The organism is Streptomyces echinoruber (assembly GCF_014651135.1).
Classification (GTDB): domain Bacteria; phylum Actinomycetota; class Actinomycetes; order Streptomycetales; family Streptomycetaceae; genus Streptomyces; species Streptomyces echinoruber.
Map to the genome: position 1 here is coordinate 14325 of NZ_BMWH01000005.1, position 16211 is coordinate 30535.

A 16211-nucleotide genomic window follows, 5' to 3' on the forward strand; every position below is an offset into this window, starting at 1 on the left:
CCGCCCCGGTCACGGGCGGGCCGTGCGGCGCGGCGTGCGGGGTGATTGCGGACCGCGGTCAGCCCAGCGTCTGCGCCGCCGTCGGCGAGGAGTCCTTCAGGAACTGCGTGCAGCGCTCGTACTCCTCCCGCTCCCCGATGGCCTGCGCGGCCCGGGCCAGCGCGTGCAGGGCGCGCAGGAAGCCGCGGTTCGGCTCGTGCTCCCAGGGGATCGGGCCGTGGCCCTTCCAGCCGTTGCGGCGCAGCAGGTCCAGGCCGCGGTGGTAGCCCGTCCGGGCGTAGGCGTACGACTCCACGGCCGCGCCGCGCCGGAAGGCGTCGTCGGCGAGCTGGACCCAGGCCAGCGAGGACGCGGGGTGCCGCGCGGCGACCTCGGCGGGCGCCACGCCCTTCGCCAGCAGCTCGCGCGGCTCCGGGTCGTCGGGGAGGTGGGTCGGGGGCGGACCCCCGAGAAGGTTCTCGTGAAGGGACATGGAGCCAGTATCCCCGCACCTGTCCCCGCGACGCCGAAGCGCCCGCCCGCGCCGGAGCCGGCGGGGACGGGCGCTCGGGAGCGCGGGCGGCCGCGGGGTGCCGGCGGCCGCTACGGGCCGCCGCGGGTTACCGGCAGCCGCCACGGGTTGCCGCGGACTGCTGCGGGCCGCCGCGGGCCGCCGCGGGTTACTTGATCTTCGTGCCGGCCGAGCGCAGGTGCTGGCACGCCTCGACGACGCGCTGCGCCATCGACGCCTCGGCGAGCTTGCCCCAGGTGCGCGGGTCGTAGGCCTTCTTGGAGCCGACCTCGCCGTCGACCTTCAGCACGCCGTCGTAGTTGCGGAACATGTGGTCCGCGACGGGGCGGGTGAAGGCGTACTGGGTGTCGGTGTCGATGTTCATCTTCACCACGCCGTTCTCCAGCGCGGTGTGGATCTCCTCGACGGTGGAGCCGGAACCGCCGTGGAAGACGAAGTCGAACGGCTTGCTGTCGGCCGGCTTGCCGAACTTGGCGGCGACGCCCTCGTTGAGCTCCTTCAGCAGCTCGGGGCGCAGCACGACGTTGCCCGGCTTGTACACGCCGTGGACGTTGCCGAAGGAGGCGGCGAGCAGGTAGCGGCCCTTGTCGCCCAGGCCGAGCGCCTCGGCGGTGCGGATCGCGTCCTCGACCGTCGTGTACAGCTTGTCGTTGATCTCGTGGGAGACGCCGTCCTCCTCACCGCCGGTCGGAGTGATCTCCACCTCCAGGATGATCTTGGCGGCGGAGGTGCGGGCGAGCAGCTCCTGCGCGATCTCGAGGTTGTCGGCGAGGGTCTCGGCGGAGCCGTCCCACATGTGGGACTGGAACAGCGGGTTCTTGCCCGCCTTCACACGCTCCTCGGAGATCGCCAGCAGCGGCCGTACGTACCCGTCGAGCTTGTCCTTGGGGCAGTGGTCGGTGTGCAGGGCGATGTTGACGTCGTACTTCTCGGCGACGACGTGCGCGAACTCGGCCAGGGCCACCGCGCCGGTGACCATGTCCTTGTTGTGCTGGCCGCCGAGGAACTCGGCGCCGCCGGTCGAGATCTGGACGATGCCGTCGCTCTCCGCCTCCGCGAAGCCGCGCAGCGCCGCGTGCAGGGTCTGCGAAGAGGTCACGTTGATGGCCGGGTAGGCGAACTTGCCTGCCTTCGCCCGGTCCAGCATCTCGTTGTAGACCTCGGGGGTTGCGATGGGCATCTGTCCGCTCCTTGTTGTGCGGGTATGGGCGTTCTGCGTACTTACGGCCCTGACCTAGACCTTGGGTGCGACGTCATCGTCGGCCCCATCTTTCCAGACGTGACCGAATGCTCCACAGGTGTGGTCAGGTGTGGTCAGCCGAGCCCGAGGTCGTCCTTGGAGTACGCGTACCGGTACGGCACACCCGCCTCCCGCTCGATCCTCTCGGCGGCGCCGGTCGCCCGGTCCACGATCGTCGCGACGGCCACCACCTCGGCCCCGGCCTCGCGCAGCGCCTCGACGGCGGTGAGCACCGAACCGCCGGTGGTGGAGGTGTCCTCGACGGCGAGGACCCGGCGGCCGGCCACGTCCGGTCCCTCGATCCGGCGCTGCAGGCCGTGCGCCTTGCCCGCCTTGCGCACCACGAACGCGTCCAGGTGGCGCCCCCGCGCCGCGGCGGCGTGCAGCATGGCCGTGGCGACCGGGTCCGCGCCCATGGTGAGGCCGCCGACGGCGTCGTAGTCCAGGTCGGCGGTCAGGTCGAGCATCACCTGGCCGACCAGGGGGGCCGCCGTGCCGTCCAGGGTGACCCGGCGCAGGTCGACGTAGTAGTCGGCCTCCTTGCCCGACGACAGGGTCACCTTGCCGTGCACCACGGCCTTGTCCTTGATCTGCTGCAGCAGCTCGCCACGTGCGTCACTCATGGCAGTCAGACTAGACGGCGCCCCGGACGGCGCCGCGGGCGCCGGGTCGGGTGGCCGCGGGCGCCAGGTCGGATGGTGGCGGGCACCGGGTCGGACGGCGACATGCACCGGGTCGGACGGCGACATGCACCGGGCCGGACGGCGACATGCACCGGGCCGGACGGCGACGGACACCGGGCCGGGCGACGACATGCACCGGGCCGGACGGTGCTACGGGCGCCGCCAGGTCCAGGTGGTGGTGGCCTCCAGCGGCTCCAGCGGGGTGACGAGCCGCGGGTGGGTGTTGAGGCCGTCGGGCGGGCCGGTCTGCGGCTCCACGCACACCGCCGCCTCCTGCTCGTCGTAGATCACCACCCACCGCTGCGGGCTGGTCACCCTCAGCTCCAGCCGCCCCGGCCAGGTGAGCGTGACGTCGACGCCGTCCGGCATGCCGAAGCAGTCGTCCCACGGGCCCGGCCGTGGGTCGACGCGGCGTCCGGTGGGCAGGTGGTCGGCGCCGCGCTCCTCCTGCCAGGCGGGGCTGAAGTCGATCGACACCGGGGTGCCGTCGAGGGTGCGGTTGAACCAGGGGTGCCAGCCGATCTGCGCCGGGAACGACGACTCGTACGTCTCCACGGACGCCGCCAGCGTCAGGCTGTCCGGGGCGAGGGTGACGACCTGGGTGACACGGCCGGAGTAGGGCCACGGGTCGGTGAGGTCGTACGTGATCACCGCCTCGGTCGCGGAGGCACGGGCCACGCTCCACTCGCCGTCGCGGGCGGTGCCGTGGATGGCGTGCGGCGGGGCGTTCAGCGGCATGCGGTGCACGACGGCGCCGTCCCGGAAGCGGCCCTCCCGGATCCGCCCGCACCACGGCACCATCGGGAAGCACCCGAAGCGCTCTCCCTGCCGGAGCAGCTCCACCCCACCGACACGCAGACTGCCGATCCGCCCGCCGTTGCCCGGCCGCACGATCGCTTCCGCGTCACCCGCGGTCAGCGTGATGTCCTCGTTGCTCACGGGACGACCCTACTGGGGCGTTCAAGAGGGCGTCCCGGCCATGTCCGGGCCGCCCGCGCCGTGTCCCGGTCCGGTCGGCCCGGCGCAGTCAGCGGCGGCGCAGTCAGCGGCGGCGCAGTCAGCGGCGGCGCAGTCAGCGGCGGCGCAGTCAGCGGCGGCGCAGTCAGCGGCGGCGCGGTCAGCGGCGGCGCGGTCAGCGGCGGCGCGGTCAGCGGCGGCGCGGTCAGCGGCGGCGGCGCAGGGCGCGGCCGAGGACGACGGCCGAGGCGAGGACGAGGGCGGCGGCCGGGGCGGCCCAGCGCAGGGGCGAGGGGGCGGCGGCGGTCTGGGCGGCGGGGACGGGGGCGTACCGGCCGCGGGGCGGCGCGTGGTCGACCTCCTCGGCACTGCGGCCGATCATCGTGCGGCGGGCGTGGGCGGCCTCGGCGGGCGGCTGCGGGGACTCGGAGAAGTCCTGCGAGACGCCGGTGTCCCGGCGGGCCTTCGCGCCGTCCGCGCCGTCCGCGCCCTCCGCGTCGTCCACGCCGCCCGGGGCGTCCGCGCCGTCCGGGGCGCCGCCGGTGGCATTGGTGCCGGTGCCGATGGCGCCGGTGTCCTCCGCGTCGCCGGTGTCCTCGGTGTCCTCGGCGTCGTCGGCGGCCGGGTCCAGGGACGGGGGCGGGACCTCCGTGTCGAAGACCGACGCCGGCCGCTGCTCCGGCTCCCGCGCCTCCGCATCGGCCAGGTGCTCCGCGAAGCGGTTCAGCAGGCGGGTGACGGCCGCCGTCACCTGCTCCGCGGGCAGCTCGGTGATCCGGCCGTCGGCCTCGACGGTGCCGTCGCAGGCCAGGGTGGTGCCGGTGCCGTCCTCGCGCAGCCGGAGGGTGAGGGCCAGCTTGACCGAGCCGGTGCCCCGGGACTCGGTGCCGTCGGCCTCGACGGTGTACGACCCGTCGTCGCGGACGGAGAGCCGCAGCGTGCCGCGATAGGTGACGGAGTGGCTGCCGATCCGCAGTTTCAGGCGCCCGGCGAGTCGGCCGGCGTCCTTCTCGCCCGCGTCCTGCTGGAGCCCGGGGATCGCCCGGGCCACCTGGGCGGGGTCGGCGAGCGCCACCCGCAGCCGATCGGCCGGAACCGGAACGAACACCTCGTGCTCCATGTCGGGGGAGCCTACCCGCGCAACGGCCGGATGACGTCCCACTGAAGCGAAGTCTTGGCGCGCATGCGGCCGTCGGGAGTACGCGGGACGCGCCGCGCGGGCCGGTCGACGTCTCCCGCACGGGCCGGTCGGGGTCCGCGCGTCGCCGGTCGGGGCCTCGCACGCCGCCGGTCGGGGCCCCGCACGCCGCCGATCGATCCCCCCGCACATCACCGGCCGGGCCCTCGCACGTTGCCGGCCGGGTCCTCGGACGCCGTCGGCCGGGGCAACCGCGTCGTCGGCGCCCGGCTCCTGCGGCCGGGGGCGGGCGCTTCGCGTCGCGGCCGGCTGCGGACGCGCGGACGTCGGCCGCGTGAGCGGTGATGGTCGGCCTCGGTCGGCGAGGGCGCCGGAGCACAAAGGGCGCCGGACGGGCCGGGCCGCCCGGGCGTCGACGGTGGCGGAAAGGCGCGCGGCCGGTGCCTTTGGAGAGCATCCTCCGCCGTACGCGACCGTGTTGACGCACCGTCAGGGCCCGTACCGCGGGTGTATCAGCGTCGACGGGCGCAGGCCCGGGACGCGGGTGCGGGCGGCCGCCGCGACGTCCGCGGCGAGGGCGGCCGGGGTGAGGGTGCGCGGGCGGGGGCCGTGCGGGTCGAGGCGGGGCTCCGGCCGGGCGCGGGCGGCGAGGACGAAGCCCCAGTCGCGGGGGGCGCCGGCGCGGCCGGGACCGGCACGGCCGAGGCCGCCCGGGGCGCGGGCGGCGACCCGGTGGGGAGCGGTGACCCGGTAGGGGGCGGTGCGCAGCCCGGCGGCGCGGATCGTCGCCTCCACGGTCCAGAAGACGCGCGGGTGCGCCGTGACCGGCCCGGCATACACCACCAGGCGCCCGTCGCGGGCGAGACCGCGCCGGGCCAGGCCGTAGAACTCCTGCGCGTACAGCTTGGTGCTCGCGGTCAGGCCGGGGTCCGGCAGGTCGGCGACGATCACGTCGTACGCCGCCGGGGGCGTCCGGCGCAGCCGGCCGAAGACGTCCGCGACGACCGTGTGCACGCGCGGGTCGTCCAGCGCGTGGCCGTTGAGCCGGGCCAGCGCCGGGTCGCGGCGGGCGAGGCGGACCAGTACGGGATCGGGGTCGACGACGTCCACCCGGCGCACGCCCGGAAAGCGCAGCACCTCGCGGGCCGCGAGCCCGTCACCGCCGCCGAGGAGGAGGACGCGGGCGTGCGGGCCGTTCATGGCGGGGTGGACCAGCGCCTCCTGGCGGCGGCGCGCGTCGCGGCCGTCGGCGTGCGGCCGGCCGTCGAGGAACAGGCCGAGGGGCCGCCCGCGGGTGCCGCCGGTGAGGACCACCTCGTGCCCCGCGCCGCGCAGGGCGACGCGCACGTCCGGGCCGTAGACGGCGTGCCGGGCGGCCCGTTCGAAGTCGCCGGCGAGGGCGGCGGCGGAGGCGAGCAGGGCGAGGACGACCAGGCCGGCGGCGAGCAGCAGGCGGCGGGCGCGCGGGGTGAGGTCGCGCCGGAACAGGCCGAGCACGAGCGCGCCGCCGGCGACGACGTTCACCGCGCCGGTCAGCAGCGCGCTGGTCAACTGGCCCAGGTGCGGCAGCAGCAGGAAGGGGAAGGCGAGGCCGCCGAGCAGGGCGCCGACGTAGTCCGCGGCGAACAGGTCGGCGACCGCGCCGCCCGCGTCCTGCCGCCGGATGCGCTGGATCAGCTCCATCAGCAGCGGCACCTCGGCACCGATGAGCAGGCCGATGGTGAGCGAGAAGGCGACCAGCAGGCAGCGCGGGGCGCCCGCCCACGGCCCGCCCCAGCCGCCGGTCCAGGCGAAGGCCGCGTACAGCGCCGGCGCGCTGCATCCGCCGACGAGCGCGAGCACCACCTCCACCGCGCCGAAGCCCGCGGCCGCCAGCCGGCGCAGCCGTTTGGCGGCGAGCGAGCCGACGCCCATCGCGAAGACCATGACGGACAGCACGACGGACGCCTGGGTGACCGAATCCCCCATCAGGTACGAGGCCAGCGCGACGAGTTCGAGTTCGTACACCAGGCCGCAGGCCGCACAGACGAACACGCCCGCGAGGACGAGGAGCCGTCCGGTCGCCGGCCGGACGGGCAGCCGCACCGGCGGGCACCACGGCGGGGCGGCGTGGGGCGGGGCCGGGGCGTGCGGGTCGATCACGACTGTGACGTTACGTGACGCACACGGAGTGCTTCGTCACCCACACGTGTGGAAAAAGGGCCTGTTGAGACGCCGGGGGTTTGAACCGGCGCGGGGCGCGGCCGCCGGCCGGATCCACGCGCCGCTCCCGCCCGCCGCCCGCCGCGCACCGCTCCCGCCCGCCGCGCACCGCCCCCGCGACCGTACGCCACCGCGCCCCCGGACGCCGGACGCACCGGACCGCCCCACCACGCCCCAGACACCGGACGCACCGGACCGCCCCGCCACGCCTCAGGCACCGGACGCACCGGACCGCCCCGCCACGCCTCAGGCACCGGACGGGCTGAGCTGCTCCGCCGTCACCCGGGCGCCCACCCGCGTCCGCGTCGCCACCAGTTGCCCGTCCTGCGGATAGGCGTGCCAGGTGCGCCAGTGCACCGCGCCCTCGGACCGCCGCGCCAGCAGCGCGGTGAACGCGTGCGGGCTGCCCGGGAAGACGCCGGCCAGGCCGTTGGGATGGTCGGCGACCAGGGCCAGCAGCTCCTGGGCGCGGCCCGCGAAGGAGTTCGGGGAGAGCAGTTCGACGCGGGCGGCGAACTCGTAGTCCCAGTCGCCGACGCGTCTGGCCACGCCGAGCGGCAGCGGTGTGCTGAAGCCGGGCATGCAGGCCACCGTCTCCGAGCAACTGCCCTGGTCCTCCTCCAGAAGCACCTGGTGGGACGCGCCGAGGAGTCTCAACTGGATTTTCGCTCCCGACAGTTCGAGGTCGAGGGTGGCCAGTGCGGGGAGTGGTTCGCGTCCCAGGGCCCAGGCGAGGTCGGCCGCACGTGTGTCGGTGTAGGAGGTGTTCAGGGTCGTGAGCATGGATCGGCTCCGCTATCACGCAAAAAGTGGAGAGGCGGACCGGTGCTCCTCGGTGGGGGACGGGAGTTCGGCCCGGCAGCCCGGTCGGACAGGTGTCCGCGGACAGGGGACCGCAGGACGGTCCGAGGGCTGCGTCGGTGTGGGAGAGCGAACCATGAACGGCGATTCCCCCACAGCGTTTTTACCCAACTTCGTGACGTTTCCATCCCTGCGTGGGCTCCACAGTTCAACTGTTCAACTACGGCGCACGCCTTGGCCGCCAGGCACACGCCCCGTCCGGGCGGCGTGCGCCGTCGCGTGGGACCGGCGGCGGCCGATGTCGGCCGGTGAGAGGTGGGCCCTGCGGGGCTGTTCGGCACGTACGGGACCGGACGTCACCCGGTCGCGGCGCGCATCCCGCGCCGCACGCGGGCGCCGGTCGCGGGCGCCGGTCGCGCCCCTGCGCGACGACGGGCACGCCCGCCGACCGGTCCGCCGCCACGGGCGGGGCGCGGCCGACGGACGTGGCCGTCCTCGTGGTCGTGGGCCGGCGCCTCGCCCGGAAGTCCGTCCCGGACCGGTGCGGCGCCCGACGCCCAAGCCCCCGGCCCAAGCCCCCAGCCCAAGCCCCCGACCCAAGCCCCCGACCGGATCATCCCGCCGGGGCAGAGGGCCGACTCCTTCAACTGCCGCCGCCGCAGCCACCGCCCCCGCCGCACGAGGAGCCGCCGCCACAGGAAGAGCCGCCGCCACAGGAAGAGCCGCCGCCGCACGAGTGCCCCCCGCACGAGTGCCCCCCGTGGCCTCCGTGCCCGCCGGACGACGAGCCGCACGACGCGCTCGACGCGCCGTCGCTCCCCGCCCACCAGCTGGAGCCGCTGTCGTACCGGCCGCGGCGGGAGCGGCCCGCGCCGCCCGCCCCCTTGCCGAGGACGGCCCCCCGCCGCTGCTTCCGGGTGGCCGCGCGGACCACCGCGAGCAGCAGCACCACCGCTACCAGGACGATGCCGATGACCATGGCGTCATCCCCCTTTCCGTTCCCCCGTAGTCGCCCGGGACGTCCCCCGTCGGCCGTCCCGTCCTGTTGCGTGACCGGGAGATGCCCGGTGCCGGGGGCCGCCCAATCGCACTTGAGGAACTCCAGAGCTTGGACGGAGGATGACCGCCATGACCTCGACCCCGCGCCCGCTCCTCAACCGCAGCCTCGCCGAGTTCGGGACGACGATCTTCGCCGAGATGTCGGCTCTCGCCGCCGCCACCGGGTCGATCAACCTCGGCCAGGGTTTCCCCGACACCGACGGCCCCGAGCAGATCCGGGAGGCGGCCGTACGGGCGCTGCGCGAGGGGCGCGGCAACCAGTACCCGCCGGGCCCCGGCGTCCCCGAGCTGCGCACCGCGATCGCCGCCCACCAGCTGCGCCGCTACGGGCTGACGTACGACCCCGACACCGAGGTGCTGGTCACCGCGGGCGCCACGGAGGCGATCGCCGCGTCCCTGCTGGCCCTGCTGGAGCCCGGCGACGAGGTGGTGGCGCTGGAGCCGTACTACGACTCCTACGCCGCCTGCATCGCCCTGGCGGGCGGACGCCGGGTCCCGGTGACCCTGCGCCCGCACGTCACCGAGGACGACGAAGCCGCCGCCGAGGGCGGCGGGGCCACCACCGGCGGGGCCACCACCGGCGGGGCCATCACCGGCAAGTCCGCCACCGGCAGGTCCACCACCGGCAGGTCCGCCGCCTTCCGCCTCGACCTGGACGAACTGCGCGACGCGGTGACCGACCGCACCCGCCTGCTGCTGATCAACACCCCGCACAACCCGACCGGCACCGTCCTCACCCGCACCGAGCTCACCGCGATCGCCGAGCTGGCCGTGGAGCGGGACCTGCTGGTGGTGACCGACGAGGTGTACGAGCACCTGGTGTACGACGATGCCGAGCACGTGCCGCTGGCGACGTTCCCGGGGATGCGGGAGCGGACGGTGACGATCGGCAGCGCCGGCAAGTCGTTCTCGTTCACCGGCTGGAAGGTCGGCTGGGTGACGGCGGCCCCCGAGTTGGTCACGGCGGTGCGGTCGGCGAAGCAGTTCCTGACGTATGTGTCGTCGGGGCCGTTCCAGTACGCCGTCGCGGAGGCGCTGAACCTGCCCGAGGCGTACTTCGCCGCCTTCCGCGAGGACATGCAGGCCAAGCGTGACCTGCTGAGCGCGGGCCTGACCGAGGCGGGCTTCTCGGTGTTCAGGACCGCGGGCACCTACTTCGTCACCGCCGACATCCGTCCCCTCGGCGAGCACGACGGCTTCGCCTTCTGCCGCGCCCTGCCCGAGCGCGCCGGCGTCGTCGCCATCCCCAACGCCGTCTTCTACGACCACCGCGAGGCGGGCGCGCCGTACGTGCGGTTCGCCTTCTGCAAGCGGACGGCGGTCCTGGAGGAGGCGGTCGCCCGCCTGAAGGCGCTGCGCGCCCGCGGCGAGGCGTGAACCCGCCGCCAGCGGACCGCGTCAGGGCCCGCGTCCGCCGACCCGGCCGACTCGGCCGACTCGCCCCGCCCGGCGAGCCGGGGCGCCGGCCGGTGGGGTACGTGCACGGACCGGGCCGCGTGGACCCCGCCGGCTTCCCGCGGTCCGGAGGGCGGTCCGGGGAACGGCCGGGGGGACGGTCCGGAGAACGGTCCGGGGGATGGCCCGGGAGACACCCCCCCGCCGCCCGTCACGCCGCCACGCCGGGCGGGACGGAACCGTACCCGCTCGGCGGTACACGGTGCGCGGTGCGCGGCCTTTGCCGGGCAAGGTGCCGGTGTGACCCATGCCAGTACGACCCTCATGCCCCGTCCCCTCGGCAGGCCCGTCGACGGCGGGCCCGGCACCGGGGGGCGTGTCCGGCCCCGGCTGCCGCTGCCGCAGGCGGCCGGGGTGGCGCTCGGACTGTTCGCCGCCGCCCGGCTGGCCGGCGCCGCCGTGCTCGCCGTGACCGCCTGGGCCATGGGCCGGCATCCCCTCGCCCTGCTCGGCCGGTCCTGGGACTCGCTGTGGTACCTGGGCATCGCCGCCCACGGCTACGTCCGCACCTTCCGCACCCACTCCGGCGCCGTCCACAGCGACCTGGCGTTCTTCCCGCTCTACCCGGGCCTGGTGCGCGCCGTGACGTCCCTGGTGCCGATCGGCGGCGGCGCCGCCGGACTGCTCGTCTCCTGGTGCGCGGCCGCCGTCGCCGCCTGCGGCGTGTACGCCGTCGGCGCCCGGCTGCACGGGCGGGCCGTGGCCACCGCGCTGGTGGTGCTGTGGGGGCTGCTGCCGCACTCGGTGGTGCTGTCGATGGCGTACACCGAGCCGGTGCTGACCGCCTTCGCCGCCTGGTCGCTGTGGGCGGTGCTGGACGGGCGCTGGCTGTGGGCGGGCGCGCTGGCCGCGCTCGCGGGACTGTCCCGCCCCAACGGCTTCGCGGTGGCGGCGGCGGTGCTGGCGGCCGCCGCCTGCGCGGTGTGGCGGGCCCGCGGGCGCGCCTCCCTGCGGCTGTGGGCCGGCGCCGGGCTGGCCCCGCTGGGCTGGGCGGCGTACGTGCTGTGGGTGGGCCGCCGCACGGGCGACCTGCTCAGCGGCTACTTCGAGGTGCAGCGGCGGTGGGGCTCGCGCTTCGACCTCGGCCACGGCACGCTGCGGTTCGTGCGCCGGCTGCTGCTGCACGGCGGTCAGGTCGCCTACCCGATGGCGCTGGTGATCGTCGCGGCGGGTGTGCTGCTGTACGCGCTGCTGCTGGCCGACCGCGCCCCGCTGCCGCTGCTGGTGTACTGCGGCGTCCTGCTGCTCGTCGCCCTCGGCGGCTCCGGCTTCCTCGCCTCCAAGCCGCGGTTCCTGCTGCCCGCCTTCCCGCTGCTGCTGCCGCTCGCCCGGGCCCTGGTCCGCACGGCGAGAGCCCGGCCGTGGCACGCGGTGGCGGTCACCTGCGCGCTGGCCGGGCTCTCCTTCTGCTACGGGGCGTACCTCGTCGTACTGGCGCGGACGCCGCTGTGAGGGCGCGGGGCGGGCGGGGAGGGGTCACTCCTCCTCGCCGGGCTCCCCGGTGTCGTTGATCTCCTTCTCCAGGCCGAGCTGCTCCACGAGCCAGCGGTCGAACTCGATCGCCGCACGCACCCAGCTGACCGTCGAGGACACGAAGTGCTCCAGACCGACGCCCTGGCCGATCAGCATCTGCGCCTCACCGATCAGGCGGACGGTGCCGTCGTCGTGGGTGTGCGTGTAGACCTTGGGCCACAGTGTGCGGCGGTTCCAGTCGTCGACGGACTCCAGGAGCTGGGGCTTGTCCTCGATGGCGTGGGGCCGGTCGTAGAACGTCCGCACCGAGTAGACCTGCTGGTCGCCCTCGCCGCGGAACATGAAGTACGTGCGGAACTGCTCCCACGGCGCCGCGAGGTCGCCCTCTTCGTCGACGACGTACTTGAGTTCCATCTGGTCCAGGAGCTGCTTCACGAGGTCCTGGTCCGGGATGACGGGGCCCGTCGGTCCTTGGGGCTGCGGCTCGGGCTGGCCCCCGAAATTCGGAATCGAGGACGGGTCGATGCTCACCGTGTTCTTCCCTTCGTATGGATCTCGCCATCCTCTCCCATCCGGGGAGGGTGGTGGCAAGCCCCGGCCGCCGCTGTCAGCCGACGGCTGACACGATCCGGTCACGGGACGGCCGTGCTACGAGTACCCGCCCTGCCGCAGGCAGTCGCGGTCGGACGGCACCGAAAGCCATGCCCGATCCGCCGGCGCGGAGCGGAGCCGTCCCCGATCCGCCGGCGCGGAGCGGAGCCGTCCCCGATCCGCCGGCGCGGAGCCGGCGCGGAGCCAGCGCGGAGCGGAAGGACACCGAAACGGCCCCCTGGTCCGCGCAAGGGCGGGTCAGGGGGCCGTCCCGGTGGGCCGCGTCCCTGGTGCCGCGGCCCGACTCGGCGGCGCCGCCTCACAGCGTCTTGGCCGGGGTCTCCTCCGTGGCCGGGCCGACGATCAGGTCGTCGCCGAAGGTGTCCACCCGGACGGTGTCGCCGTCGCGGATCTCGCCGGCCAGGATCTCCTTGGCGAGCCGGTCGCCGATGGCCGTCTGGACCAGCCGGCGCAGCGGCCGGGCGCCGTAGGCCGGGTCCATGCCCTTGTCGGCGAGCCACGCCAGGGCGCCCTCGGTGACGTCCAGGGTGAGCCGCCGCTCGGCGAGCCGCTTGGCCATCCGCTGGATCTGCAGCCGGGCGATCTGCTCCAGCTGCGGCTTGGTCAGCGCCTGGAAGACGACGATGTCGTCGAGGCGGTTGAGGAACTCCGGCTTGAAGGACGCCCGGACGACCTCCAGCACCTGCTCCTTCTTCTGCTCCTCACTGGTCAGCGGGTCCATCAGGAACTGGCTGCCCAGGTTCGAGGTCAGCACCAGGATGGTGTTGCGGAAGTCGACGGTCCGTCCCTGACCGTCCGTCAGCCGCCCGTCGTCCAGCACCTGCAGCAGGATGTCGAAGACCTCCGGGTGGGCCTTCTCCACCTCGTCCAGCAGGATGACGCTGTACGGCCGCCGCCGCACCGCCTCGGTGAGCTGGCCGCCCTCCTCGTAGCCGATGTAGCCGGGCGGGGCGCCGACCAGGCGGGCCACGCTGTGCTTCTCGCCGTACTCCGACATGTCGATGCGGACCATCGCCCGCTCGTCGTCGAAGAGGAAGTCGGCGAGCGCCTTGGCCAGTTCGGTCTTGCCGACACCGGTGGGGCCGAGGAAGAGGAACGAGCCGGTGGGCCGGTCGGGGTCGGCGATCCCGGCGCGGGAGCGCCGCACCGCGTCCGACACCGCCCGTACCGCCTCCGTCTGGCCGATCAGCCGCTTGCCGATCTCCTCCTCCATGCGCAGCAGCTTCTGCGTCTCGCCCTCCAGCAGGCGGCCGGCGGGGATGCCGGTCCAGGAGGCGACGACGTCGGCGATGTCGTCCGGGCCGACCTCCTCCTTGACCATGGTCTCCTGCACGGCCTCCTCCTCGGCCTGCGAGGCGGCCTGCAACTCCTTCTCCAGGGCCGGGATCTCGCCGTACAGCAGCTTGGAGGCGGTGTCGAAGTCGCCGTCGCGCTGGGCGCGTTCGGCCTGCCCGCGCAGGTCGTCCAGCTTCTCCTTCAGCTCACCGACCCGGTTGAGGGACTGCTTCTCCTTCTCCCAGCGGGCGGTCAGGCCGCGCAGCTCCTCCTCCTTGTCGGCGAGGTCGCGGCGCAGCTTCTCCAGCCGCTCGCGGGAGGCCGCGTCGGTCTCCTTGCTGAGCGCCAGCTCCTCCATCTTCAGCCGGTCGACGGCGCGCTGGAGCTCGTCGATCTCGACGGGCGAGGAGTCGATCTCCATGCGCAGCCGGGACGCGGCCTCGTCGACGAGGTCGATGGCCTTGTCGGGCAGGAAGCGGGAGGTGATGTACCGGTCGGACAGGGTCGCGGCGGCCACCAGCGCGGAGTCGTTGATCTGCACCTTGTGGTGGGCCTCGTAGCGGCCCTTGAGCCCGCGCAGGATCGCGATGGTGTCCTCCACGCTCGGCTCGCCGACGAACACCTGCTGGAAACGGCGTTCCAGCGCCGGGTCCTTCTCGATCCGCTCCCGGTACTCGTCCAGCGTCGTCGCGCCGATCATGCGCAACTCGCCGCGGGCCAGCATGGGCTTGAGCATGTTGCCGGCGTCCATGGCGGAGTCGCCGCCGGCGCCCGCGCCCACGACGGTGTGCAGCTCGTCGATGAACGTGATGATCTGCCCGTCGCTCTCCTTGATCTCGGAGAGCACGGCCTTCAGCCGCTCCTCGAACTCGCCGCGGTACTTCGCGCCGGCCACCATCGCGCCCAGGTCGAGCGCGACGAGCCGCTTGTCCTTGAGCGACTCGGGCACGTCGCCCTTCACGATCCGCTGGGCCAGTCCCTCGACGACGGCGGTCTTGCCGACACCGGGCTCGCCGATGAGGACGGGGTTGTTCTTGGTCCGGCGGGACAGCACCTGCACCACGCGCCGGATCTCCTGGTCCCGCCCGATCACCGGGTCGAGCCTGCCCTCCCGCGCGGCGGCGGTGAGGTCGGTGCCGAACTTCTCCAGGGCCTTGTACTGGCCCTCGGGGTCGGGTGTGGTCACCCGGCGTCCTCCCCTCGCCTTCTTGAAGGCGTCCTCGAGCTTCTTGGCGGTGGCGCCCTGCCGGGAGAGCACCTCGCCGGCGGCACCGCCCTTGGCGGCGATACCGATGAGCAGGTGCTCGGTGGACAGGTACTCGTCCCCGAGCTCCTTCGCCCTGGCCTGCGCGTCCGCGACCACGGCCAGCAGCTCCCGGTTGGGCTGCGGCGGCGCGACCGTGGACCCGGTCACGCTCGGCAGCCCCGCGAGCACGCGTTCGACGCCGGAGCGGACGGCGGCCTGGTCGGCGTCGGTGGCGGCCAGCAGGTCGATGATGTTCTCGTTGTCCTGCCCCTCGAGCAGCGCGAGGAGCAGGTGGGCCGGAGTGAGGTCCGGATGCCCCTCGGACACGGCGCGGCTCTGCGCCGCGCTCAACGCCTCCCGGCTCCTGTTGGTCAGCTCGGCGTCCACGTTCCCTTCTCTCCTCCTCGGCCGTCAGCTGTTTTCCCTGTACCCCAGTGCTGACTCACTCAACGTACACAAAGTTGAGTCTATTCCACTCAAGGGCGGAGGGGGAGGGATCGCGGGCGGACGGAGGATGCGGGGAGAGGCGAGAGGGAGACGGGGAGGCAAGGGGGAGGGAGGCAGGAGGGAGGGAGGCAGGAGGGAGGGAGGCAGGAGGGAGGGAGGCAGGAGGGAGGGAGGCAGGAGGGAGGGAGGCAGGAGGGAGGGAGGCAGGAGGGAGGGAGGCAGGGGGAAGACAAGGAGGGGACAGGGGAAAAAGAGGGAGAAGACGGGGAGGCGGGGAGAAAAGCGGAACGGCCGTGCGAGCCGGAAGCTCGTACAGCCGCATGGCCCGCCGTGGACAGCCGTCGCCGTCGACCGGCGAATTCCAGTCACCTGCCGGAGGGTCCTTATTCCGCCGCACACCGGGAGAAGTCGCCGCAAACTACAGCGGCGTCACCGTGTTCAGGTCACGGTGACGCCGCTGCGGGGGGAAGCACCTGCGCGATCTTTTACGACGGGGGAATCGCGTCAGGCACTGCGGGGGGTGGCTGAAATAGTCCTGAGGGGCGAGGCGTCCGACTCCACCTGCCGGGCGTCCCGCCGGTCCAGGTTCACGAAGATCATTCCGTATCGTATGGCACACCGTACGGGCTGCGGCGCCCCCCGAGGCCGCCGCAGGCACTTGTACGCCCGCACGTCCCCGTCCTCGTCCCGCGTGACGACGACCGGCTCACCGAACACCGTCACCATCAGCGAGTCACCGCTGTGGGGGATGGCGGTGACCAGGTCGATGAAGTGCCAGCCGGAGCGGTAGGCGGTGGCCATCTCGCGACGGAAGGAGCGGTCGTCGGGTGGAATGGTCACGTCAGCTCCCGGATCCCTCTGCCCCGGAGCTCGGCCAGCTGCTGTTGCTCGCGGCGTCGGCACCCGCGGCCACCGACGGCCAGCTGCTGTTGCTCACGACATCGGTGCCCACGGCCACCGACGGCCAGCTGCTGTTCGCCCGAACGTCGTTCTTCGCATCGGAGAAGCCACCCAGCGCGCCGATGGCCACGACGGCGGAGAAGGCGGCTACAAGCACCGAGCGAAGCAGTCTGTTGCCCATGGTCGGCTTCGTCCTCACCTGAAGGTCCCTT

The 16211-nt window shown here is 74.1% G+C and carries 13 protein-coding genes; 3 read left to right on the plus strand and 10 right to left on the minus strand.

What is annotated here, in order from left to right; genetic code table 11:
• Window positions 1-58 precede the first annotated feature (58 nt).
• The 7 genes from IE225_RS09040 to IE225_RS09070 all read right to left on the minus strand — a co-directional run bounded on the left by IE225_RS09040 (window position 59) and on the right by IE225_RS09070 (window position 7514).
• Window positions 59-472 (minus strand): DUF3151 domain-containing protein, encoded by a 414-nt coding sequence (locus tag IE225_RS09040; RefSeq protein WP_190056870.1) that lies wholly within the window; start codon window positions 470-472, stop codon window positions 59-61.
• Window positions 473-659: 187 nt separating this feature from the next.
• Window positions 660-1691, minus strand: coding sequence for a class II fructose-bisphosphate aldolase (gene fbaA / locus IE225_RS09045; protein ID WP_190056871.1), 1032 nt, complete (start codon window positions 1689-1691; stop codon window positions 660-662).
• A gap of 134 nt (window positions 1692-1825) precedes the next feature.
• The gene (gene pyrE / locus IE225_RS09050; protein ID WP_190056872.1) at window positions 1826-2374 is read right to left on the minus strand and encodes an orotate phosphoribosyltransferase; all 549 of its coding nucleotides are present in this window, start codon (window positions 2372-2374) and stop codon (window positions 1826-1828) included.
• 210 nt (window positions 2375-2584) lie between these two features.
• Window positions 2585-3373 carry an aldose epimerase family protein gene (locus IE225_RS09055; protein WP_190056873.1) on the minus strand — a complete coding sequence of 263 codons (789 nt, stop codon included), beginning with the start codon at window positions 3371-3373 and terminating at the stop codon, window positions 2585-2587.
• Window positions 3374-3596: 223 nt separating this feature from the next.
• The gene (locus tag IE225_RS09060; RefSeq protein WP_190056874.1) at window positions 3597-4511 is read right to left on the minus strand and encodes an SRPBCC domain-containing protein; all 915 of its coding nucleotides are present in this window, start codon (window positions 4509-4511) and stop codon (window positions 3597-3599) included.
• 507 nt (window positions 4512-5018) lie between these two features.
• Entirely contained in the window at window positions 5019-6671 is a 1653-nt protein-coding gene (locus IE225_RS09065; RefSeq protein WP_190056875.1) for a polyamine aminopropyltransferase, read from the minus strand.
• A gap of 306 nt (window positions 6672-6977) precedes the next feature.
• Window positions 6978-7514: a DUF2617 family protein gene (locus IE225_RS09070; protein WP_190056876.1), complete on the minus strand. Its 537-nt coding sequence runs from the start codon at window positions 7512-7514 to the stop codon at window positions 6978-6980.
• A gap of 1137 nt (window positions 7515-8651) precedes the next feature.
• Here IE225_RS09070 and IE225_RS09075 point away from each other — a divergent pair.
• Complete coding sequence (locus tag IE225_RS09075; protein WP_190056877.1) at window positions 8652-9968, plus strand: pyridoxal phosphate-dependent aminotransferase; 1317 nt, start codon at window positions 8652-8654, stop codon at window positions 9966-9968.
• Window positions 9969-10286: 318 nt separating this feature from the next.
• A complete protein-coding gene (locus IE225_RS09080) occupies window positions 10287-11498 on the plus strand; it encodes a putative hexosyltransferase (RefSeq protein WP_373303149.1) in 1212 nt (403 codons plus the stop codon).
• 24 nt (window positions 11499-11522) lie between these two features.
• On the opposite strand, the gene IE225_RS09085 is transcribed toward IE225_RS09080, so the two are convergent.
• From IE225_RS09085 to IE225_RS09095, 3 genes are all read right to left on the minus strand, one after another.
• Window positions 11523-12050: a YbjN domain-containing protein gene (locus tag IE225_RS09085; protein WP_190056878.1), complete on the minus strand. Its 528-nt coding sequence runs from the start codon at window positions 12048-12050 to the stop codon at window positions 11523-11525.
• 379 nt (window positions 12051-12429) lie between these two features.
• Window positions 12430-15039, minus strand: a complete 2610-nt coding sequence (gene clpB, locus IE225_RS09090) for an ATP-dependent chaperone ClpB (protein WP_190056879.1) — start codon at window positions 15037-15039, stop codon at window positions 12430-12432.
• A 564-nt stretch (window positions 15040-15603) separates the two neighbouring features.
• The gene (locus tag IE225_RS09095) at window positions 15604-15900 is read right to left on the minus strand and encodes a Rieske (2Fe-2S) protein (protein ID WP_190057106.1); all 297 of its coding nucleotides are present in this window, start codon (window positions 15898-15900) and stop codon (window positions 15604-15606) included.
• 26 nt (window positions 15901-15926) lie between these two features.
• Between IE225_RS09095 and IE225_RS09100 the strand changes: the two genes are divergently transcribed.
• Window positions 15927-16202, plus strand: a complete 276-nt coding sequence (locus IE225_RS09100; RefSeq protein WP_190056880.1) for a hypothetical protein — start codon at window positions 15927-15929, stop codon at window positions 16200-16202.
• Window positions 16203-16211: the final 9 nt, after the last annotated feature.